19 protein-coding genes are annotated in these 18,972 nt (G+C 73.9%); 7 read left to right on the top strand and 12 right to left on the bottom strand.

Annotation, left to right across the window (positions count from 1 at the left end; genetic code table 11):
* Window positions 1-184 precede the first annotated feature (184 nt).
* Window positions 185-925, bottom strand: coding sequence for a YggS family pyridoxal phosphate-dependent enzyme (locus tag ACIG47_RS13690; RefSeq protein ID WP_397431384.1), 741 nt, complete (start codon window positions 923-925; stop codon window positions 185-187).
* Window positions 926-1,045: 120 nt separating this feature from the next.
* On the opposite strand from ACIG47_RS13690, the gene ACIG47_RS13685 reads away from it, so the two are divergent.
* A complete protein-coding gene (locus tag ACIG47_RS13685) occupies window positions 1,046-1,459 on the top strand; it encodes a YccF domain-containing protein (protein ID WP_397411639.1) in 414 nt (137 codons plus the stop codon).
* A gap of 70 nt (window positions 1,460-1,529) precedes the next feature.
* Entirely contained in the window at window positions 1,530-1,679 is a 150-nt protein-coding gene (locus ACIG47_RS13680; RefSeq protein ID WP_397431398.1) for a hypothetical protein, read from the top strand.
* Here ACIG47_RS13680 and ybaK read toward each other — a convergent pair.
* A complete protein-coding gene (gene ybaK, locus ACIG47_RS13675) occupies window positions 1,642-2,148 on the bottom strand; it encodes a Cys-tRNA(Pro) deacylase (protein ID WP_397411637.1) in 507 nt (168 codons plus the stop codon). The genes ACIG47_RS13680 and ybaK overlap by 38 nt on opposite strands.
* Before the next feature lie 115 nt (window positions 2,149-2,263).
* On the opposite strand from ybaK, the gene ACIG47_RS13670 reads away from it, so the two are divergent.
* Window positions 2,264-3,019, top strand: a complete 756-nt coding sequence (locus tag ACIG47_RS13670) for a sulfite exporter TauE/SafE family protein (RefSeq protein WP_397431382.1) — start codon at window positions 2,264-2,266, stop codon at window positions 3,017-3,019.
* Window positions 3,020-3,037: 18 nt separating this feature from the next.
* On the opposite strand, the gene ACIG47_RS13665 is transcribed toward ACIG47_RS13670, so the two are convergent.
* The 3 genes from ACIG47_RS13665 to ACIG47_RS13655 all read right to left on the bottom strand — a co-directional run bounded on the left by ACIG47_RS13665 (window position 3,038) and on the right by ACIG47_RS13655 (window position 8,279).
* Complete coding sequence (locus tag ACIG47_RS13665; RefSeq protein ID WP_397431380.1) at window positions 3,038-4,348, bottom strand: hypothetical protein; 1,311 nt, start codon at window positions 4,346-4,348, stop codon at window positions 3,038-3,040.
* A gap of 100 nt (window positions 4,349-4,448) precedes the next feature.
* The gene (locus tag ACIG47_RS13660) at window positions 4,449-7,175 is read right to left on the bottom strand and encodes a DEAD/DEAH box helicase (protein WP_397431378.1); all 2,727 of its coding nucleotides are present in this window, start codon (window positions 7,173-7,175) and stop codon (window positions 4,449-4,451) included.
* Window positions 7,176-7,223: 48 nt separating this feature from the next.
* Window positions 7,224-8,279: an EamA family transporter gene (locus tag ACIG47_RS13655; RefSeq protein WP_397431377.1), complete on the bottom strand. Its 1,056-nt coding sequence runs from the start codon at window positions 8,277-8,279 to the stop codon at window positions 7,224-7,226.
* A gap of 38 nt (window positions 8,280-8,317) precedes the next feature.
* On the opposite strand from ACIG47_RS13655, the gene ACIG47_RS13650 reads away from it, so the two are divergent.
* The gene (locus ACIG47_RS13650; RefSeq protein WP_397431375.1) at window positions 8,318-8,875 is read left to right on the top strand and encodes a CGNR zinc finger domain-containing protein; all 558 of its coding nucleotides are present in this window, start codon (window positions 8,318-8,320) and stop codon (window positions 8,873-8,875) included.
* Here the strand turns inward: ACIG47_RS13650 and ACIG47_RS13645 are convergent.
* Complete coding sequence (locus ACIG47_RS13645; RefSeq protein ID WP_397431373.1) at window positions 8,857-9,495, bottom strand: AAA family ATPase; 639 nt, start codon at window positions 9,493-9,495, stop codon at window positions 8,857-8,859. The two genes, ACIG47_RS13650 and ACIG47_RS13645, sit on opposite strands and share 19 nt — an antisense overlap.
* Complete coding sequence (locus tag ACIG47_RS13640) at window positions 9,492-10,280, bottom strand: phosphotransferase (RefSeq protein ID WP_397411623.1); 789 nt, start codon at window positions 10,278-10,280, stop codon at window positions 9,492-9,494. The genes ACIG47_RS13645 and ACIG47_RS13640 overlap by 4 nt, the downstream gene beginning before the upstream one ends.
* Before the next feature lie 245 nt (window positions 10,281-10,525).
* On the opposite strand from ACIG47_RS13640, the gene ACIG47_RS13635 reads away from it, so the two are divergent.
* Window positions 10,526-11,725, top strand: a complete 1,200-nt coding sequence (locus ACIG47_RS13635) for a DUF418 domain-containing protein (RefSeq protein WP_397431372.1) — start codon at window positions 10,526-10,528, stop codon at window positions 11,723-11,725.
* On the opposite strand, the gene ACIG47_RS13630 is transcribed toward ACIG47_RS13635, so the two are convergent.
* The 4 genes from ACIG47_RS13630 to ACIG47_RS13615 form a co-directional block, all read right to left on the bottom strand.
* Window positions 11,722-12,579 carry a phosphotransferase gene (locus ACIG47_RS13630; RefSeq protein ID WP_397431370.1) on the bottom strand — a complete coding sequence of 286 codons (858 nt, stop codon included), beginning with the start codon at window positions 12,577-12,579 and terminating at the stop codon, window positions 11,722-11,724. The two genes, ACIG47_RS13635 and ACIG47_RS13630, sit on opposite strands and share 4 nt — an antisense overlap.
* A gap of 115 nt (window positions 12,580-12,694) precedes the next feature.
* Entirely contained in the window at window positions 12,695-13,321 is a 627-nt protein-coding gene (locus ACIG47_RS13625; RefSeq protein ID WP_397411617.1) for a lytic polysaccharide monooxygenase auxiliary activity family 9 protein, read from the bottom strand.
* Between the two features lie 173 nt (window positions 13,322-13,494).
* Window positions 13,495-14,085, bottom strand: coding sequence for a lytic polysaccharide monooxygenase auxiliary activity family 9 protein (locus ACIG47_RS13620; protein WP_397411615.1), 591 nt, complete (start codon window positions 14,083-14,085; stop codon window positions 13,495-13,497).
* A gap of 207 nt (window positions 14,086-14,292) precedes the next feature.
* On the bottom strand, window positions 14,293-15,267 hold the full coding sequence (locus ACIG47_RS13615; protein WP_397431397.1) for a 3-methyladenine DNA glycosylase: 975 nt from the start codon (window positions 15,265-15,267) through the stop codon (window positions 14,293-14,295).
* A gap of 138 nt (window positions 15,268-15,405) precedes the next feature.
* Here ACIG47_RS13615 and ACIG47_RS13610 point away from each other — a divergent pair, with 138 nt between their 5' ends.
* Both ACIG47_RS13610 and ACIG47_RS13605 read left to right on the top strand, forming a co-directional pair.
* A complete protein-coding gene (locus tag ACIG47_RS13610) occupies window positions 15,406-16,368 on the top strand; it encodes an aldo/keto reductase (RefSeq protein WP_397411609.1) in 963 nt (320 codons plus the stop codon).
* 22 nt (window positions 16,369-16,390) lie between these two features.
* Window positions 16,391-17,275 carry a PhzF family phenazine biosynthesis protein gene (locus ACIG47_RS13605; RefSeq protein ID WP_397431369.1) on the top strand — a complete coding sequence of 295 codons (885 nt, stop codon included), beginning with the start codon at window positions 16,391-16,393 and terminating at the stop codon, window positions 17,273-17,275.
* A 99-nt stretch (window positions 17,276-17,374) separates the two neighbouring features.
* Here ACIG47_RS13605 and ACIG47_RS13600 read toward each other — a convergent pair whose 3' ends face one another.
* Window positions 17,375-18,700, bottom strand: coding sequence for a heparan-alpha-glucosaminide N-acetyltransferase domain-containing protein (locus ACIG47_RS13600; protein WP_397431367.1), 1,326 nt, complete (start codon window positions 18,698-18,700; stop codon window positions 17,375-17,377).
* Window positions 18,701-18,972 lie beyond the last annotated feature (272 nt).

Here is an 18,972-nt window from a genome sequence, read left to right as displayed (position 1 = left end):
CGCCTGTACGAACACAACCCCCGGGGTCTTTGGTATCCTGAATAATGCCCCCCGCCGGGGGGGGTGGTCGGATGTTTGCTTCGAGGTCGGCACAGGCCTGTGCCGACCTCGAAGCAAACTGCCGACCTCGAGTGGAGCTGCCGACCTCGAGCGGGGCTGCCGACCCTGACCGCCGGGGCCGCGGTCAGAGGGGCGGGCGGGGGCCGAAGACCGCCGTGCCCACACGCACCACGGTTGCACCCTCCGCCACGGCCAGCTCCAGGTCGTTCGTCATGCCCATCGAGAGCTCCTGCGCGGCCGAGGTGCCCGGGGCGGCCGACGCCACGACCTCGTCACGGATGGCGCGCAGCCGGGCGAATCCGGCCCGGACCGTCTGCTCGGTCGCACCCTCCAGGGGCGCGCCGATGGTCATGAAGCCCGTCAGCCGCAGGCCCGGCAGGGCGGCGACGGCGGTGGCGAGCGCGACGGCGTCCTCGGGCCCGACGCCGGACTTGCTCGCCTCACCCGTGACGTTGACCTGCACCATCACGTCGAGCGTGCGGCCGTCGCGCACGCACCGGTCCGAGATCGCCCGGGCGAGGTCGAGCGAGTCGAGCGTCTCCAGGCCCGTGGCGGTGGCCAGCACCTGGTTGATCTTGTTGCGCTGCAGGTGACCGATCATGTGGACCTGAAGCGTGCCGTCCGCGACCCGGTCCGCGACCGCCGGCGCCTTCGCGACGAGCTCCTGCACGCGGTTCTCGCCGATCAGGTCCACGCCCGCCGTCAGCACCTCCAGCACGGCCTCCGCCGGCTGCGTCTTGGTCGCGACCAGCAGCCGCACCTCGCCGGGCTCCCGCCCGGCGGCGCGCGCGGCGGCGGCGATCCGTTCGCGGACGACGGCGAGACGGCCGACGACGGAGGAGGGGGACTGCAGCTGCTCGGGCACGGGGCGAGTCTATTTCGGCCCGTCGGTACCCCGGGTGGCGTGTCCGCCGCGGGAGGTTCAGGGTCGGTTCAGGGGGGTTCCTGGTACCGCGAGCCTCCCGGTCTGCGGAAGGATGCAACCATGAAGACGCTGCTGAACATCATCTGGGTCATCTTCGCGGGGTTCGGGCTGTGGGTCGGCTACATGCTCGCGGGGATCATCTGCTGCCTGCTCATCGTCACCATCCCGTTCGGCATCGCGTCCTTCCGCATCGCGGGGTACGCCCTGTGGCCGTTCGGGCGTGAGGTGGTGGAGCACCCCCGCTCCGGCGCGTTCGCGCTCATCGGCAACGTGATCTGGGTGATCGTCGCGGGCTGGTGGCTGGCCCTGGGCCACGTCGTCACCGCGATCCCGCTGGTCATCTCGATCATCGGCATCCCGATGGCCTGGGCCAACCTCAAGCTCATCCCGGTGTCGCTGATGCCGCTCGGCAAGCAGATCGTCTCCAGCGACGCACTGCTGCCGACGTACCGGAAGCAGGGCGCGGCGGCCTGAGCCCCGTCGCCGGCGGCGCTCGGCCCAGCGCCGCCGGCGCCGTCGGGCACGGCCGCCGTCGGGCGCAGCGCTGTCGGGCGCAGCGCCGTCGGGCGCAGCGCTGTCGGGCGCAGCGCTGTCGGGCGCAGCGCTGTCGGGCGCAGCGCTGTCGGGCCCTGCGCCGTCGGCGCCCGCCCGCGCTCTCAGTCGCGGGCGATCGGCGCCGTCGTCCCGCCCGTGAGGGTCAGCAGGTCGGCCGGGGCGAGGCCGACGTCGAGCCCGCGTCGGCCCCCGGACACGTAGACCACGTCGTACGCCTGCGCCGACTCGTCCAGCACCGTCGTGTGCCGCGTCTTCTGTCCCAGCGGCGAGATGCCGCCCACCACGTAGCCGGTGGCGCGCTCGGCCGCCGCGGGCTCGGCCATCGCCGCCTTCTTGCCGCCCGCCGCGCGGGCCAGGGCCTTGAGGTCCAGCTTGCGGTCCACCGGCACGATGCCCACCACGAGCTTGCCGTCGACGTCGGCGAGCAGCGTCTTGAACACCTGGGGCGGATCGACCCCGATGGCGCGGGCCGCCTCCAGGCCGAAGCCAAGGTCGCTGGCGGGGTCGTGCTCGTACGGGTGCAGCGTGTGCGGCAGCCCGGACTTCTCCAGGGCCACCACGGCTGGCGTCCCGTGGCTGGCGCGGGCGGACTTCGAGTTCTTGGCCACGACGCGATTGTGCCGTGCGGGCGGGCCAGGGGCGCAGCAATTTCGTGGTGCGGACCCGCCGGGCGGGTGAAACCCGGCCAACCCGGTCGGAATCTACGCCGTTAGCGTGGGGGGCGTGCTCGTACTCCTCGTCCTCGCCATCCTCGTCGGGGGCTCCCTGCAACGCGTCGCCGGGATGGGGTTCGGGCTCGTCGCCGGCCCGTTCATCGTCCTGCTCCTCGGGGCGCGGGAGGGCGTCCTGTTCGTCAACGTCGTCGGCGCGGTGATGGCGCTCGTGGTGCTCTGGCGCATGCTCCCCCACATCGACTGGCGCCGTTACGGGTGGCTGGTCGCGACGTCGGTCACCACCAGCGTGCCCGCCGCGTACCTGATGCGCGACGCGAGCTCGGCCGCGCTGGAGCTGGTGGTCGGGCTGGTCATCGTCGTGGCGATGACGCTCGCCCTGGTCACCAACCGGCTGCGGGGCGCTCGCCGGCCGTTCGCGGAGCGCGCCCGCTGGCCGCTGCTGCTGACCGGTGTCGCGAGCGGGTTAGGCAGCGTGGCCGCCGGTATCGGCGGCCCGCCCCTGGCGGTCTACTCGGTGCTCGACCGGTGGGATCCCCGGGCGTTCGCCGCGACCGCCCAGCCCTTCTTCATGACCAACGCGGTGGCGGCGATCGTCGCGAAGGTGACCGTGGCCGACGTCGTGCTGCCGCCGCTCGACTGGTGGGAGTGGCTGGTGGTGGGCGCCGCCCTGGCCGGCGGGGTCTGGGCGGGGGAGCTGCTGGCGGGCCGGGTGTCGGCGAGTGCCACCCGCAAGGTGCTGGTGGTGCTCGCCTACGTGGGTGGCCTGGCCACCCTGACGCGCGGGCTGGTGGGCCTGCTCGCCTGACACCCGGCCGCCGTCGGCTCACCCCTGGTCGAGCGGCCCCAGGACCATCGCCGGCTCGCCCGACGCCGTGAGCCGGGCCGTCCCGAGGTTGCCGACCGTGCAGCTCCCGCTGCGCGGGGCTCCGCCGTTCCAGACCTGCCGCAGGCAGTTGCGCATGGCGAGCTGTCCCCAGTAGCTCGGGTGCAGCGACTCCTGGACGTAGTACGGCGAGTCGCCGATCGTGGTGACCGTCCGGATCTGGTTGACCCACTCGGTCCGGTCGACGGCGCCCGCCGACCGCCAGTCGGGCAGGCCCACCTCCTCGTACAGCCCGACGCCGCTCTCGCACAGCCGTCGGCCGTCGAACGCGTGCGTCATGTCGAGGGTGCGGACGTTCGGCAGCCCGACGTCGGAGGCCGCGCCCAGCAGCGCCCCGTTGATGGTGGGCAGCGCCGTGGAGTTGGCCCAGTCGGCGTCCCGGTTCCAGAGGCCGCAGCCGCCGACGGACTGGCGGGTGTACCCGGACTCGGCGTACCGGAACCGGGACCCGTCCGGCACGGGCGACGGGTAGGTCTGGACCACGAGGGTCCACTGGTCGGTGCGGTAGCCGGCGTTGCTCATGGCGGTCGCGACGTTCCGCAGCGCCGTGGTGACCCGGGCGCGGACGGCGGCGACGTTCGCGGCGGTGAAGTTGGCCGCGACCGAGCTGTCGTCGTGGCAGTAGTTCTTCCACCAGGACGGCGAGGTGAGGAAGTTGACCACGCAGGTCTGGACGACGCTCGCGAACTCGAAGTCGTTGCCGCCGATCGAGACCACGACCATGCGGACGTTCCGGGTGTCGGCGGCCTCCTGCAGCAGGAGGGCCTGACCCTTGTTCCCGCCGCTGGAGTAGAAGTCGATGCCGGGCTTGAAGGGGGAGCCGGCCGAGGTGGCGGTCGTCGCCCCGCTGCAGGCGAGGTTGAGGCCGTTGGTCCCTCCGCCGATGTAGGCCTCGGCGGAGGACGCACGGTGGCAGCGGGGGATGAGCTCGCCGGTGCCGCCGGGGTTGTCGAAGTAGGCGGTGGGGCCCAGGGCGTCGGCGCGGCGGTAGTCGCTGTTGGAGGCGCCGGCCCAGCGGCCGGCCTCCCCGGAGATGTACGAGTCGCCGAGCGTGACGACCCAGGGCGTCCCGACGCCGGGACCGTCGGCGGGCAACGGTGTGGTGGAGAGGGCCGCGGTGGACAGCGGCACGGTGGGCAGGGGTGCGGCGGGCAGGGCCGCTGCGGTGGCCGGTGTCGCGGTGGCGACGAGGGCGAGCGAGGCGAGGAAGCCGAGGGTGAGGTGGCCGAGCGTTCGCAGGTGCGTCGTCATTGGCACTCCTGTGTCCAGGCAGTGCCGGTGGCACTGCTGACCGGAACTCTAATAAAAGGAGTTTACGCCAATCCCGGAAAAAGGTAAATGATCGGCAAACTTAGATCTGACCCACGTCCAGAACCGTCAGCACGACCTCACCGGCCTCGTCGCTCGCCGCCAGGTCGACCTGCGCGGTGATCGCCCAGTCGCGGTGCGCGTCGGCGTCGTCGAGCACCTGTCGTACCCACCAGGTGCCGGGTTCCACGCGGCCGCCGTCCTGCGTGGCGGCGCCCGGCAGCTCCGCGCCCGGCTCCAGGATGGTCAGCAGGGCGGCCGAGCGAGCCTGGGGGCCGATCCCGATCGCGTCGTCGCCCTGCTCCTCGAACAGCGGGTCCAGGGCGTCCGCCCAGGCGTCGGCGTCCCATCCGCCGCCCAGCGCCGCCAGCGCCGGGTAGGACTCGCGGGCGGCGAGCTCGACGCGGCGGAACATCGCGTTGCGCACCAGCCGGCGGAACGCGCGCGGGTTGCCGGTGACGGGCCGGGCGGGTGCCTCGGCGCCGGCGTCGGCCAGCTCACCGTCGGTCACGAGGTCGGCATCATCGTCCACGGGGTTGGCCAAGCGCTCCCACTCGTCGAGCAACGACGAGTCGACGCCGCGCACGAGCTCGCCGAGCCACTCGACGATCTCCTGCACCTCCTCGGTGCGGTGCTCCTCGGGCACCACCTGGCGCACGGCCCGGTAGGCGTCCGCGAGATACCGCAGCACCACCCCCTCGGTGCGCTCCAGCCCGTACACGCTCACCGTCTCGGCGAACGTCATGGCCTTCTCGACCATGTCGCGCACCACCGACTTGGGGGAGAGCTCGTGGTCGGCCACCCACGGGTTGGTGCGGCGGTAGGCCTGGAACGCGGGCTCCAGCAGGTCGGCCAGCGGCTTGGGCCACGTGACCTCCTCCAGCAGCTCCATCCGCTCCTCGTACTCGATGCCCTCGGCCTTCATCGCGGCCACGGCCTCGCCGCGGGCCTTGTTCTGCTGGCCCATGAGCACCTGGCGGGGATCGTCCAGGGTCGCCTCGATCACGGAGACGACGTCGAGCGCGTGGGTCGGGCTCTCGACGTCGAGCAGGTCCATGGCCGCCAGGGCGAACGGCGACAGCGGCTGGTTCAGCGCGAAGTCACGCGGCAGGTCGACCATGAGGCGGGCCGACGGGCGCAGGGTGCCGGCGGCGTCGGGCACGCGGACCTTCTCGACCACGCCCGCGACCCGCAGCGAACGGTAGATCCGGAACGCCTGGCGTACGTGCTCGGCCTGCTGCGTCTCCGTGTCGTGGTTCGCGGTCAGCAGGTGGCGCATGGCGTCGACGGGGTCGGTGGTGCCCGCCGACGCGCGCGCCAGCACGTTGAGCACCATCGCGTGGTTCACGCGGAACTGGGACACCAGCGGCTCGGGGTCGGCGTCCCGCAGACGTTCGAACGTGGCGTCCGTCCAGTTCACGGAGCCCGACGGCGCCTTCTTGCGGACCACCTTCTTGAGCTTCTTCGGGTCGTCACCGGCCTTGGCCAGCATCTTGCGGTTCTCGATGACGTGCTCGGGCGCCATGACCAGCACCTCGCCCACCGTGTCGTACCCGGCGCGGCCCGCCCGCCCGGCGATCTGGTGGAACTCACGGGCGCTCAGGTGGCGCATGCGCTCGCCGTCGAACTTGACGAGGCTGGTCAGCAGGACCGTGCGGATCGGCACGTTGATGCCGACGCCGAGCGTGTCGGTGCCGCACACGACCTTGAGCAGGCCCTTCTGCGTCAGGCGCTCCACGAGCCGGCGGTACTTGGGCAGCATCCCGGCGTGGTGCACGCCCACGCCGTGCCGCAGGAACTTGCTCAGGATCTTGCCGAACCCGGTGCCGAAGCGGAAGGCGCCCATCTCCGCGACGATGGCCTCCTTCTCCGACTTGCTCGCCACGTTCATCGACAGCAGCGACTGCGCGCGGTCGACGGCGTCCTTCTGCGTGAAGTGGACCACGTAGACCGGGGCGCGGTGCGTGGTCACCAGCTCCTGGATCACCTCGGTGAGCGGCTCGACCACGTAGGAGAACGTGAGCGGGACCGGGCGCTCGGCGCCCGCTACCTCGGCCACCGGCCGGCCGGTGCGCTCCTCGAGGTCCTCCCGCAGGCGGGTCGTGTCACCGAGCGTGGCGCTCATCAGGATGAACTGGGTGTCCTTGAGCTCCAGCAGCGGCACCTGCCACGCCCAGCCGCGCTGCGGGTCGCCGTAGTAGTGGAACTCGTCCATGACGACCTGCGCGACGGCGTCCTCGTCGGCGTCCGCGCCCCGTCCGCCGTCACCGTTGCCCCGGCGCAGCGCGAGGTTCGCCAGGATCTCCGCGGTGCAGCAGATGATCGGGGCGTCCGGGTTGACGGCGGAGTCGCCCGTCATCATGCCCACGTTCTTCGAGCCGAACGCGGCCACCAGGTCGAAGAACTTCTCGCTGACCAGCGCCTTCAGCGGCGCGGTGTAGTACGTGCGGCCGCCCCGGCCCGACCGGTGCGCCGCGAGCGCGGCGAACTGGGCACCCATGGCCACCATCGACTTCCCGGACCCCGTGGGCGTCGCGAGGATCACGTGGGAGCCCGTCATGACCTCCAGGAGCGCCTCCTCCTGGTGCGGGTAGAGCGCGCGCCCGCCTGCGGCGGCCCACTCGCCAAAGCTCTCGAACAGGACGTCCGGGTCCGGGTCCTTGCCCGTGGGTGCGGGCAGGTACGGGATCAGGGTGCCGGCGGGCTTCGGGGTACCCGGCTGGCTGGTCGAGGAGAAGGTGGTCGCGGTGGTCGAGGAGGGCGCCGTCATGGTCCGCCCATTCTTGCAGGCGGGTGCGGGGGTGGGTGAGGTCGGCGGTCAGCCGGCGGGCCGGTCGCCGCGCGTGCGCTTCTCGCCCGCCTGGACCGCCACCACCCCCGCGAGGATCAGCACGCCGCCGACGAGCTGGACCGGCCGGGGCAGCTCGCCCAGCAGCAGCCAGGCGAAGCCGATCGCGGCGACCACCTCGAACAGCCCCACGAAGGAGGACAGCCGCGGGCCGAGCAGGCGGCCCGCCGCGATGCCGGCCACGTAGGCGAGCGCCGCCGTCACGATGCCGAGGCCGATCACGGGCAGCCACCACGGCACGGCCGTGCCCGCGTAGACGGGCGCCGCCGTGCTGTAGTCCAGCGGCATCAGGCCGGTGGCGCCGAGCAGGCCGAGGGCGAGGGTCGCCGTCGTCAGGCCACCGGCGGCCAGCGCGAGCGGCGGCAGGCCGGTCTCCGCGTTCGCGTTGATGACGAAGTACGTCGAGACGCCGAGCATCGCCACCAGGGCCCAGGCCACGCCGGCCGGATCGGTGGCCCCGGCACCCGCACCGGTGGTCAGGTCCAGCACGAGCACCAGCCCGACGGCGGCCAGGAGCGTGCCGAGCACGGTGGCGACCGTCGGGCGCTGGCCGTGCCGCAGCCAGAACCAGAGCACCACCGCGGCCGGTGCCGTGTACTCGATCAGCAGGGCGGGCCCGACGGGCATGTACTGGACGGCGGAGAAGTACGCGAACTGGCAGCCCGCGACGGACACCGCGCCGTAGACCGCGATGAGCCCCAGGTTGCGCCGCACAGGTCCCCAGTCGCCCCGCAGCGAGACGATGCCGAGCGGCAGCACCACGAGGGCCGCGATCGCCACACGCGCCAGGACCATGGCGCCGGGGCTCCAGCCGGTGTCGAGCAGCCCGCTGGCGAACACCCCGGAGAGGCTGAACGCCGCGGCGGAGACCCCCGCGAGCACCAGCCCGGACGTCAGGCGGCGGGCAGGGGTCGTGCCTGCTCCGGCCACGGTTGCTCCGGCTGTGCCCGCTCCGGTCCTGCCCGCTCCGGCCGCCAGGGGGCCGGTCGCTGCCGACCCGCCGGTGTCAGGTGTCACTGCGCCCATGGGTCCTGACGCTAGGGGTGACGGGGTAATGTGTCAACGTGGTTTTCGCTCATGACACCGAGGAGTCGCTGCAGGCCGCCGTCGCGCTCGTGAACGCCGCCGAGCCACCGGTCACCCTCACGACGGTGGCCGACCTCGACGCGTTCTTCACGCGGCACGGCTACACCGGGCGGCACGACGGCACCGAGGCCGAGCTCCGCGACGTCCTGGCCCTCCAGCCGCGCCTGCGCGAGCTCCTGCTGGCCGACCGCGACGTGGCCGCCGGCCTGGTCAACGACATGCTGGCCGACGCCGGTGCGGTGCCCCGGCTCGTGCGCCACCCGCCGGAGGACTGGCACGTCCACGCGGTACCGGCCGACGCCCCGCTCGCCACCCGCGTCCTGGTGGAGACCGCGATGGCGATGATCGACGTCGTCCGCGAGGACGAGCACTCCCGCCTCGCCGTCTGCGCCGACGACGACTGCGCGGGGATCGTCCTGGACCTCTCCCGGAACCGGTCCCGCCGCTACTGCTCCACGACGTGCGGCAACCGCAACGCCCAGGCCGCCCACCGGGCGCGGCAGGCGGACCGGGCGGGTCAGCCCGCCACGGTGTAGCGCGTCGCCCCGGACGCCACGGCGGCGCGGATCGCCTCGGCCACCCCGGCGACGTCGTCCGGGAGGTCGGTGAGGACGACGCCGGGCGTGGTGCCGGCGGATGTGGTGCCGGCGGATGTGGCGTCGGGCGTGGCGTCGGGTGCGTCGTCGTCGGCGGGTGGCGCCGTGCCCGGTGCGATCTGGGCCGTGGCCCGGGCGAACTCCTCGTGCATGTGCCGGGCGGCCCCCAGGTCGGTGAACCCGTGCCCGGTGCGCGTGGCCACCCGGTGCAGGCAGGTCTCCACGGGCGGCAGCAGCACCACGTAGTCGATCGCCGCCAGCCCGGTCAGGGCCGCGAAGCCGGGCAGGAACCACGGGCCGATCACGCCGTCGTACACCACGTGGATGCCGCCGCGCGCGAAGGTGCCGGCCGCCGCGGCGGCCGCACGGGTCGTCGTGTCGTTCTGGGCGTGCGACCCGGGCAGCCAGGGCGAGACGTAGCCACGGCGCAGGAACGTGAAGAAGGCGTCGCCCTCCACGAGCGCGCTCGGCTCCCACAGCTCGGCCAGGGCCGCGGACACCGTCGACTTGCCCGAGCCGGGCGGCCCCGTGACGACCAGGAGGGTCGCGGCGTCCGTCATCCCAGGTCCCAGAGCATGCGGTACCAGGCGACCCGCTCGGGGTCCTCGTCGATGCCGTACCCCTCGTAGACCAGGTGGTCGTAGCCGGGGCCGTAGTTCCAGCCCAGGCTGTAGGTCGCCACCGCGAGGTCGGCCCAGCGGTCGGCCACGCCCAGGGACCCGAGGTCGACGTGGCCGAACCAGGTGCCGTCGTCGGCCAGCAGGGTGTTGGGAGCGCAGGCGTCGCCGTGGCAGACCACCAGCCGGTCGTGGTCCGGCGCGTCCGCCAGGCGGGCGCGGGCCTCGGCCGACCAGCCGGCGGCCGCGTGCCCCCGGGCCGCCCGGTCCTCCGCGACCGCGATCCGGTCCTCGATGCTCCAGGTCCACGGGCACCGGTCGACGGGCAGGGCGTCGTGCATGGCCCGCAGGCCCACGCCGATGGCACGGGCGGCGGTCTCTGGTTCGGCCAGCCACCGCGGGTCGACGGCGGAGCGGGCGTCGAGGGCGGTGGTCACGAGCCAGTCCACCTCGCCGTCGCTGCCGGCCTCCAGGACGTGCGGCACGGTGGTCCACGGCTCCGCCCAGCGCATGCGCGCCGCCTCCTCGACCAGGTCGATCCACTCGGTCAGGGCACGGTCCGTGCGGGGCGACCACTTCACGAACGTGACGGGTTCGGCCGGGTCCGGCGGGTCGACGCGGAACGTGAGGCCACCCAGCTCGTTGCGCCAGGCCAGGGTGAGCTCACCGGCACCGGCGAGCTCACGGACGAGATCGGGCACCGCCACCGGCTCGGTCGGGATCGTCATGGGCCCAGCGTCGCAGACCGGGCGGCGCGGCCACGATCTGATTTCGCTCCGGGCGGTGCCGGGCGGTGCCGGGCGGTGCCGGGCGGTGCCGGGCGGTGCCGGGCGGTGTCGTGCGATGCCGGTGCGGCGGGCGCCCGGCCCCCCGGCCGGCGTCGGGGCGGGTCCGTCGAAGGATGTACGCCGCGGACCAGAGATCGCCCGGACGGCCGACGCGGGCGAGGGCCGGGCACCGGCAGGGTCGGACCATGTCCGCACACACCTCAGCGAGCACCTCGGCGACCACCGCACCCGTCGCCGCGCCGGGCGGTCCCCGTGGCGGCCGGATCGCCGCCCTCGACGTCCTGCGCGGGGTGGCCATCCTCGGCACCCTCGCCAGCAACATCTGGCTGTTCACGATGCCGGGCGGGCCTGCCGCGCTGTTCTCCGGCGGGTTCGTGACGGACGACCCGGTCCGGACGGCGCTGCAGGCACTGTCCAACGGGAAGTTCCTCGGGCTGCTCACCCTGCTGTTCGGCGTGGGGCTGGAGCTCCAGTACCGGTCCATGGTCCGGCGCGGGCTGCGGTGGCCGGGCCGGTACGGGCTGCGGGCGGCGATCCTGTTCGTCGAGGGCCTGCTGCACTACGTGCTCGTCTTCGAGTTCGACGTGCTCATGGGGTACGCCATCGCGTCCGTGCTGGCCGCCTACCTCATCGGGCGTTCCGACCGGGTGGTGCGGGCCTGGAGCACCGTCGTGGCCGCCGTCTACGTGCTGGTGATCGCCGGTGTCACCGCGCTCCTGGTGACGGCCTCGCCCGCGTCCGGGGAAGCGGGCACCGTGCCGCTCCCGTCGACCGCGAGCTGGCCGGAGCAGGTGCTGGTGCGGCTGGAGCACGCCGCCGTCTTCCGCATCGAGCTGCTGTTCATCGTCCCCTCGGCCCTGGTGCTGTTCGTCGTGGGCTCCCGCCTCGTGCGCGCGGGCCTGTTCACCTCGACCCCGGAGGGTGCGCGCCTGCGCCGCCGGCTCGCGTGGGTCGGGCTGGGTGCCGGGGTGCCGCTCAACGCCCTGACCACGTGGGCCGGGCCCGACTGGGTGCTCGTGGACCGCTACCTGGTGCCGCCGCTGGTCGCGGTGGGCATCCTCGCGCTCGGCACCACCCTGGTCGGGCGCGTGCGGGCCGGCCGGGCGCCGGGCCTGCTGCGCCGCGGGGTCGAGGCCGTGGGCCGGACGGCGCTGTCCTGCTACGTGCTCCAGAACGTGCTCGCGTCGGTGCTCTGCTACGACTGGGGTCTGGGGCTCGCCGGCGGTGCCACCTGGCAGGTCGTCGCGCTCTGGGCGGGCATCTCCGCGGTGCTGATGATTGCGGCGCCGCTGTGGCTGCGCCGCTGGCCGCGCGGCCCGATCGAGCTGCTCATGCACCGGGTCTACGACTCCCGGCGGGTGGACCGGGCGGCATCGGCCGCCTAGTGGGCGGGCGACGTGCGACGGGCGCGGACCGCTTCTTCCGCGTCCCACAGGGCGCGGTAGTAGGTGGTGCGCTCGCGGTCCGGGGCGACGCCGTAGGCGGCGAGCACGAGCGGCTCCAGCCCTGCGCCGTAGCGCCGGGTGACGCTGCGCGTGGTGACCGCGATGTCGGACCACCGGTCGCCCACGCCCAGGTCCCCGACGTCGACGTGGGCGGCGAACCGGCCGACCTGGTCCAGGAGGGTGTTCGGCACGGTGGCGTCGCCGTGGCACACCACCAGCCGGTCGACGGGCGGCGGGTCGCCCAGGGCGGCGCTGATCGTGGCGCGTTCGGCATGGGCGAGGGGTGCGGTCTCGTCCGTGGTGAGGGCGTCGACACGCATCCGCGCCGTCCGGACGAAGGGGCAGGTGTCGGTGGGGAGAGCGTCGTGGAAGCGGCGCAGCCCCACGCCGATCGCGATCGCCGCCCGCTCGGCGTAGGCCCGCCAGCGCGGTTCGACGGCGGACGTCGCGACGTCGCCGTCGGCCTCGACGGCCGCGGTGAGCAGCCAGGAGCCGTGCGCGTCACGGCCCGCGTCGAGCACGTGGGGCACGCGGGTGAACGAGCCGGCCCAGACGAGCCGGTCGGCCTCGGCGAGAGGGTCGGGGCAGGCGGAGTCTTCCGGGACCCACTTGAGGTACGAGCTCGTGGTGCGGGGCGGGGCCGGGATGGAGCCCAGCCGGACCGTCAGGCCGCCGTACTCGTTGCGCCACACGGGAACGACCGCCGCCCCGGACCGGAGCCGTGCGGCCAGGGTGTGTACGACGGGCGGTACCTCGACGGGAGTCGGACCGATGCCGACCAGTGCGCTCGACACCCCACCATCGTCCCACGGAGCGGGTGAAAAAGTGCTCCTGGTTCGTGGTGGTCGAGGGCACCGGCCGACACGGCCCCGTGGTCTCCCACGGTGTCAGAGGAGTGTCAGAGCGGCCTCAGACCGCACTGCGGACGCCCGGTGCGGCCAGGATGCCCGGCAGGCCCTGCGGCGCGACGGGACCGGCCGCGGCAGCGCCGCCCACGGTGATGTCGACGCACTGGTAGAACGCGTTCACGGTGTCGGCGATGTTCCAGCGGGCGAACACGGTGTGGTCACCGGCGGGCAGACCGCTGAGGGTGTGCTCGACGGTCGCGCCGGGCTGGGCGCCGCCGTCGTCCACGGTCTTGAACGGCTGACCGTCCACGAAGTACTCCCAGGTGGACGTCGAGTGCCGGGCGGTGATCTGCCAGCGGAACGTGACCTCGCTGCCCACGGTGGTGCGGGGCCAGGCGAGCGAGTCGTCGTCGACGACGGTGAAGCCGCTGCCGCCCGAGCACTCCATGGAGCCCTTCGGGGCCTCGACGCTCTGGGGCTCGTACTGCAGGCCGCCGCAGTCGAAGCTGACGGTGCCCGTGGCGCAGTGGTCGGCGCGGCTGGGCGGGTTGGTGATCCAGCCGTGCGCCTGCGCCTGGGGCAGGAGGGCGCCGGGCGCGGCGACGAGGAACGCCGCCGCGAGCGCGAGGGCGGCGAGCGCGGACAGCAGGAGACGGCTGGGCGGGCTTGCGGTGCGTGCACGGTTCACGGTGATGCCTCCGTTGGCGAGCGGGTGAAATATCGGTGGCATCGAACCTAGGAAATGTCAGCTTTGCTGACAATGAGGGTGAATTCGTACGCGCTTCCCCGTATCCGCGACCCTCCCGGCAGCACGACGGCGAGGCCGTGGGGTCACGACCTCGCCGCTGGGTGCAGGTGGGATCAGAGCGGGCTGGCGGCCAGGTGGCCGCCCGTGCTCGCGGTGCCGCCGACGTTCACGTCCATGCAGGCGTAGAACGCCATCGCGGTGTCGTACACGTTCCAGCGCGCGAGGATCGTGTGGTTGCCCGCGGGCAGGCCCGTCAGCGTGTGCGTGACGGTGGGCGGCGGCGTGGCCCCGTTGTCGTTCACCGTCTTGAAGAGCCGGCCGTCCACGAAGTACTCCCAGCTCGCCGTGCGGTGGAACGCCGTCAGCGTCCACTGGAACGTGTGGGTGCTGCCGATGGTGGTGCGCGGCCAGGCCAGGGAGCTGTTGTCGAGGGTGGTGAACCGGCTGCCGCCGGAGCAGAGCATCGAGCCCTTGGGGGCCTCCACGCTCTGCGGTTCCCACTCGACGCCGTTGCAGGTCCAGCTCACGGTCCGCTTGGCGCAGTGGTCCTGGCGGCTCGGTGGCGAGACCACCCAGCCGTGGGCCTCGGCCCGGGGTGTCATGGAGCTCGGTGCGGCGACCAGCGCCGTCAGGGTCAGGGCCACGACGGCGAGGACGCCGAGCAGGACCCTGGTGGCGGATGTACGCGGTGCGGTGATTCTCATGGGGCTCACCTCGGGTGTGAAGTTGGATGTTTCCTGGAGTGCTCCTGAGTGTTCGGGTCGGACCCCTTGACGCTAGAAACCCGTGTGGGCAGGGGACAAGTAGGGCAACTACGTACCTACGTGGCCGGTTCGTGATCGATGCGGAGCGTCGTGGACGGCGGTGCTCCTGCGTGGCGTGCGGCCCGGCCCCGCACCGTGTCCGGAGAGCTATCCGGCCGGGCTTGCGGCGAGCAGCGTGGTGCAGACGTCGAGGAGACGCGCACGGAGCAGCGCCGACCGCTCGGCGAACGCCCGCTGCCGCCGCACGTACTCCGCCTTGCCCTGCGGCGTCTCGATCGGGACGGCGGCCACGCCGTACTCCGACACGTCGTACGGCGAGGCGGCCATGTCGGTCCAGCGGACGTCGCGGGCCAGCTCGAACGTGTCGAGCAGCAGGTCGCCCGGGACGGCGGGGCCGAGCTTGAGGCACCACTTGTACAGGTCCATGGTGGCGTGCAGGCAGCCCGGCTGCTCCAGGCCCACCTGCGTGGCGCGCGTCGGCTGCAGCAGGTTGCGCCCGGTCGCCTCCGGCGTGAAGAACCGGAACGCGTCGAAGTGCGAGCACCGCACCGGGTTCGCCTCGACCACGGCGTCGGTCCCGGCGTGGCCCAGCCGGAGCGGCAGCGGGTGCCGGTGGTCGCGACCCGCCTCGCGGTCGCGGTAGACCATCGCCCACTCGTGCAGCCCGAAGCAGCCGAACGTGCCGGGGCGCGACGCCGTCGCCGACAGCAGGTCCCGCACGTAGCGGACGGTGTCGCCGCGGTCGGCGAGGAAGGCGCCGACGTCGAGCGTGACGACGGGCGCGTCGTCGGGCGCGTCGTCGGGCACGTCGACGGGCGCGGCGTCGGGCGCGGTGTCGAGGACGGTGTGCCAGCGCCAGGCCGTGCGGTCGTCCGGGTCGGTCTCGGCCCGGCCGGCGGCGTCGTCGGCCGACGGGTCGGTGCCCGGCAGCCGCAGGGCGGTGCCCGCCCCCGGGTGCCAGCGCCGCAGGTGCGTGACCCGGGTGGGGTAGTAGGTGAACAGGAAGTCCTCGATCGCGTGCTTGCGCCCGGCTGCCCGGGCCTCGCGCCACACGGCCGTGAGGGCGTCGGCCCGTTCGGCGTGCGCGGCGGCCCGCGGCGCCCACTCCTCGGGCAGCAGCATCCGCGTGGTCGCCGGCTCGCCCGGGTGCGCGACGGCGTCGTGCGCACCGGGAGCGGCCGTCTCGCCGAGGACTGTGGTCACCGCTCCAGGGTAAGGCGGCGGCGACGTCCGCCCCGCCCGCCGACGTAGGGTGCGACCATGTCCGACCTTCCCCTGCGCCGTCTCGGGCGCTCCGGCCTGTCCGTCCCGGTGATCGGTCTCGGGTGCAACAACCTGGGCCGTACCGGCACCGCCACCGCCACGCAGGAGGGCGCGACCGCCGTGGTCGACGCCGCCATCGACGCGGGCGTGACCTTCTTCGACACCGCCGACCGCTACGGTGCGCGCCCCGGCCTGTCGGAGGAGCTGCTCGGTGCCGCGCTGAAGGGACGCCGCGACGACGTGCTGGTGGCCACGAAGTTCGGCCTCGACATGCGCGGCGTGAACGGCGCCGACTTCGGGGCGCGCGGCTCGCGGCGGTACGTGGTGCGGGCCGCGGAGGCCTCGCTGCGCCGGCTCGGCACGGACTGGATCGACCTCTACCAGCTGCACACGCCCGACCCGCAGACCCCGGTGGACGAGACGCTCGCCGCGCTCGACGACCTCGTCCGCGCCGGCAAGGTGCGCTACGTGGGCCACTCCAACCTCCCCGGCTGGCAGATGGCGGACGCCGAGCACGTGGCCCGGGCCGCCGGCGGCACGCGGTTCGTCTCCGCGCAGGACCGGTACTCGTTGCTGGCCCGCGGCGTCGAGCGGGAGGTGCTGCCGGCCGCGCGGGCGTACGGCATCGGCTTCCTGCCGTACTTCCCCCTGGCCGACGGCCTGCTGACGGGCAAGTACTCCGGCGGTGCCCGGCCCGACGGCACGCGCCTCGTGAACGAGAAGCGGCACCTGCTGGAGACGGCGCCGTGGGCGGCACTGGACCGGTTCGCGGCGTTCTGCCGGGAGCGCGGGACCACCGAGACGGTCGTGGCGTTCTCGTGGTTGCTGTCCCGGCCCGAGGTGTCCTCGGTGATCGCCGGCGCCACCCGGCCGGAGCAGGTGCGTGCCAACGCCCAGGCCTGGACGTGGACGCCGACGGCGGACGACCTCGCGGAGCTCGACGAGATCTTCCCGGCCTGACCGGGTCGGTAGCGTGAGCCGCATGAACCGCGCCTTTCACCAGGTCAACGTCTTCTCGCCGCTGCCGGTCGGCGGTAACCCCGTCGCCGTCGTGCACGACGCCGACGGGCTCACCGACGAGCAGATGGCCGCCTTCGCCCGCTGGACCAACCTGTCCGAGACCACGTTCCTGCTCGCCCCGACGCCCGAGGGGCGCGCGGGCGGCGCCGACTACCGCGTGCGGATCTGGACCCCGGGCGGCGAGCTGCCGTTCGCGGGGCACCCCACGCTCGGTACCGCGCACGCGTGGCTGGAGTCCGGCGGCGTCCCCGGCGGCTCGGAGGTGGTCCAGGAGTGCGGCGTGGGCCTGGTGCGGCTGCGGCGCGACGCCGTCGGCGACGGGCAGCGCCTCGCGTTCGCGGCGCCGCCGTTGGCGCGCTCGGGGCCGGTCGACGACGCCGACCTCGCCCGGATCGCGCGCGCCCTGCGCATCGAGCCGGCCGACGTCGTCCGTTCGGCCTGGGTCGACAACGGCCCGGGCTGGGTCGCGGTCCAGCTCCGCGACGCCGCCGCGGTGCTCGCGCTCGAACCGGACCACGTCGCGATGGGGGACCTCAAGGTCGGCGTGGTCGGTGCGTACCCGGTCGGGGACGGTGACCACGCCGGCCCGCAGGCGGCCGACGCCCCCGCCGTCGAGGTGCGGGCCTTCGCGCCGTCTCTCGGGGACGGGGAGGACCCCGTGACCGGCAGCCTCAACGCGGGCCTCGGGCAGTGGCTCGCCGGTGACGTGCTGCCGGCGTCGTACGTGGCCGCGCAGGGGACGGTGCTGCGACGCGCCGGCCGTGTGCACGTCGAGAAGCTGCCCGACGGGGCCGTCTGGGTGGGCGGCGACACCGTGACCACCATCGCGGGGCAGGTCGGCCTCTGACCTGGGCCGCACGCGTGACCCGGGGGCGTCGCGTGCGGCCCGGCGCTCTCTCTGACCCGGTGTCCCTCGCGGGGACGGGTCACTCCGGGTAGACGTTGTCTACGCGGAGTGACCCGTCCCCGCGGGGAACACCTTCCGGGCGACCGCGGCGAACAGCCGCTCCAGCGGCCCGCGTCCCAGCAGCGCCCGCCACAGCGTCGCCACCACGAGGCTGATCAGCACCATCCAGCCGAGCGGCTCGTTCGTCGGGGGATCGAGCAGGTCCCAGTAGGTGCGGGTCCACCACCAGATCGCGATGATCTGCGCGGAGTAGATGGTCAGCGCCAGCGCGCCGACGGCGGCCAGCGGCGTCACCACCACGAGCACCACCCACCGCGCGGCCCGGCCGAACCACCCTGCGCCGCCCGCACCCCCTGCGCCCTCCGCGCCGCCCGGCCGGGCGCCGGCGTCGACCACGCGGCCCAGCAGCAGGCACAGGCCCAGCACCCCGAGCGCGAACCCGCCCGATCCCAGGGCCTCGAACATCGTGTCGTCGTGCGGCCCCTCCAGGTAGAGGCCGGCCAGCGGCGGCCACGGGTCGGACCAGCCGGGCGCGGGCGTCACGTACGCGGACGACGTGACGGCGACCTGCCCCTCGATCGTGGCCGTGCCCCCGGCCCCGGCCACCAGCACCGACGACGCCAGCGAGCAGATCGCGGCCAGCCCGAACCCGCCCGCGACCAGGCCGAGCTGCAACGTGGGCGACCGCAGGTCGCTGCGCCCCACGGCGAGCCCGGCGAGCACGTACGCCATCCAGACCAGCGCCGGGTAGTGGCCGGTGAGGAGGAAGTCGGTCGCGGCCCCGGACCCGTCGTGCGGCGCGCGGAGCCCGGCCCGGGCCAGGGCTTCGGGCCCGTAGTACACGAGGAACGGCCCGATCACCGCGATCAGCACCGCCGTCGCCGCGAGCCGCGCGGGCGGTACCCGCAGGAAGGGCAGCGCCAGCACGAAGTACGCGGCGTAGAAGCCGAGGATGAGCAGCACCCGCGTGCCGAACAGGTCCAGCACGGCGACCAGCGCCAGCAGCAGCACGACCCGCACCAGGATCCGGCCGCGAGCGGTGCGCAGCGCCGTGCCCGCCAGCGGCGTCGAACCACCGGTGACCAGCGCCAGGGACAGACCCGCGACGGTCGCGAACAGGATCGAGGAGCGACCGTGCGCCAGGCCCAGCCAGCCCTCCGGAGTACCGAGGTCCGCCGAGGTGATGCCGACGTGCGCCGCGAACATGCCGAGCACCGCGATGCCCCGGGCAAGGTCCGCCCCGGTCACCCGGCCCGGCCCGCCGAGCAGGTTGCGACCCACCCGGTCGAGCGGGCGGCGCCCCGGGTGCGAGGCCCGGACCGGGGTCGCGGCAGACCGGTCGGACGGCTGAGCGATCGTGGACATGCGGGCATCCTTCCGCGTCGTCGTCCGCGGCGCGCGCGGCCACGCCGCCCGCCCGGCCGGCGGACAGCCGTCCCGAGGGATGAGAACGCAGGTGTGCGCGCCCGCACCCCGCACATACAGTGCCGCCATGACCGGCAGCGCCAACGAGTACCACTCGGCCCGCAGCGACACGCCCCGCCACCCGTACGGCGGCACCACGAGCGAGCCCGTCCCCGGCCCGGCCCCGGACGCCGCACGCGGCTCCGACCAGCCCGCCGGGACCGACCCCATCG

The organism is Promicromonospora sp. NPDC052451, assembly GCF_044547525.1.
In the GTDB taxonomy this organism is placed as follows: domain Bacteria; phylum Actinomycetota; class Actinomycetes; order Actinomycetales; family Cellulomonadaceae; genus Promicromonospora.
Note: the sequence above shows the minus strand (reverse complement) of the source record. Positions and strands in the feature narration are given on the sequence as shown.

Bases quoted from the DNA above. Each gene is read 5' to 3' on its own strand.
- ACIG47_RS13635 (WP_397431372.1), top strand. From the start codon at position 10,526: ATGTCCGCACACACCTCAGCGAGCACCTCGGCGACCACCGCACCCGTC.
- ACIG47_RS13600 (WP_397431367.1), bottom strand. From the start codon at position 18,700: ATGTCCACGATCGCTCAGCCGTCCGACCGGTCTGCCGCGACCCCGGTC.
- ACIG47_RS13615 (WP_397431397.1), bottom strand. From the start codon at position 15,267: ATGCTGCTGCCCGAGGAGTGGGCGCCGCGGGCCGCCGCGCACGCCGAA.
- ACIG47_RS13620 (WP_397411615.1), bottom strand. From the start codon at position 14,085: ATGAGAATCACCGCACCGCGTACATCCGCCACCAGGGTCCTGCTCGGC.
- ACIG47_RS13665 (WP_397431380.1), bottom strand. From the start codon at position 4,348: ATGACGACGCACCTGCGAACGCTCGGCCACCTCACCCTCGGCTTCCTC.
- ACIG47_RS13660 (WP_397431378.1), bottom strand. From the start codon at position 7,175: ATGACGGCGCCCTCCTCGACCACCGCGACCACCTTCTCCTCGACCAGC.
- ACIG47_RS13655 (WP_397431377.1), bottom strand. From the start codon at position 8,279: ATGGGCGCAGTGACACCTGACACCGGCGGGTCGGCAGCGACCGGCCCC.
- ACIG47_RS13685 (WP_397411639.1), top strand. From the start codon at position 1,046: ATGAAGACGCTGCTGAACATCATCTGGGTCATCTTCGCGGGGTTCGGG.
- ACIG47_RS13605 (WP_397431369.1), top strand. From the start codon at position 16,391: ATGAACCGCGCCTTTCACCAGGTCAACGTCTTCTCGCCGCTGCCGGTC.
- ACIG47_RS13640 (WP_397411623.1), bottom strand. From the start codon at position 10,280: ATGACGATCCCGACCGAGCCGGTGGCGGTGCCCGATCTCGTCCGTGAG.
- ACIG47_RS13610 (WP_397411609.1), top strand. From the start codon at position 15,406: ATGTCCGACCTTCCCCTGCGCCGTCTCGGGCGCTCCGGCCTGTCCGTC.
- ACIG47_RS13645 (WP_397431373.1), bottom strand. From the start codon at position 9,495: ATGACGGACGCCGCGACCCTCCTGGTCGTCACGGGGCCGCCCGGCTCG.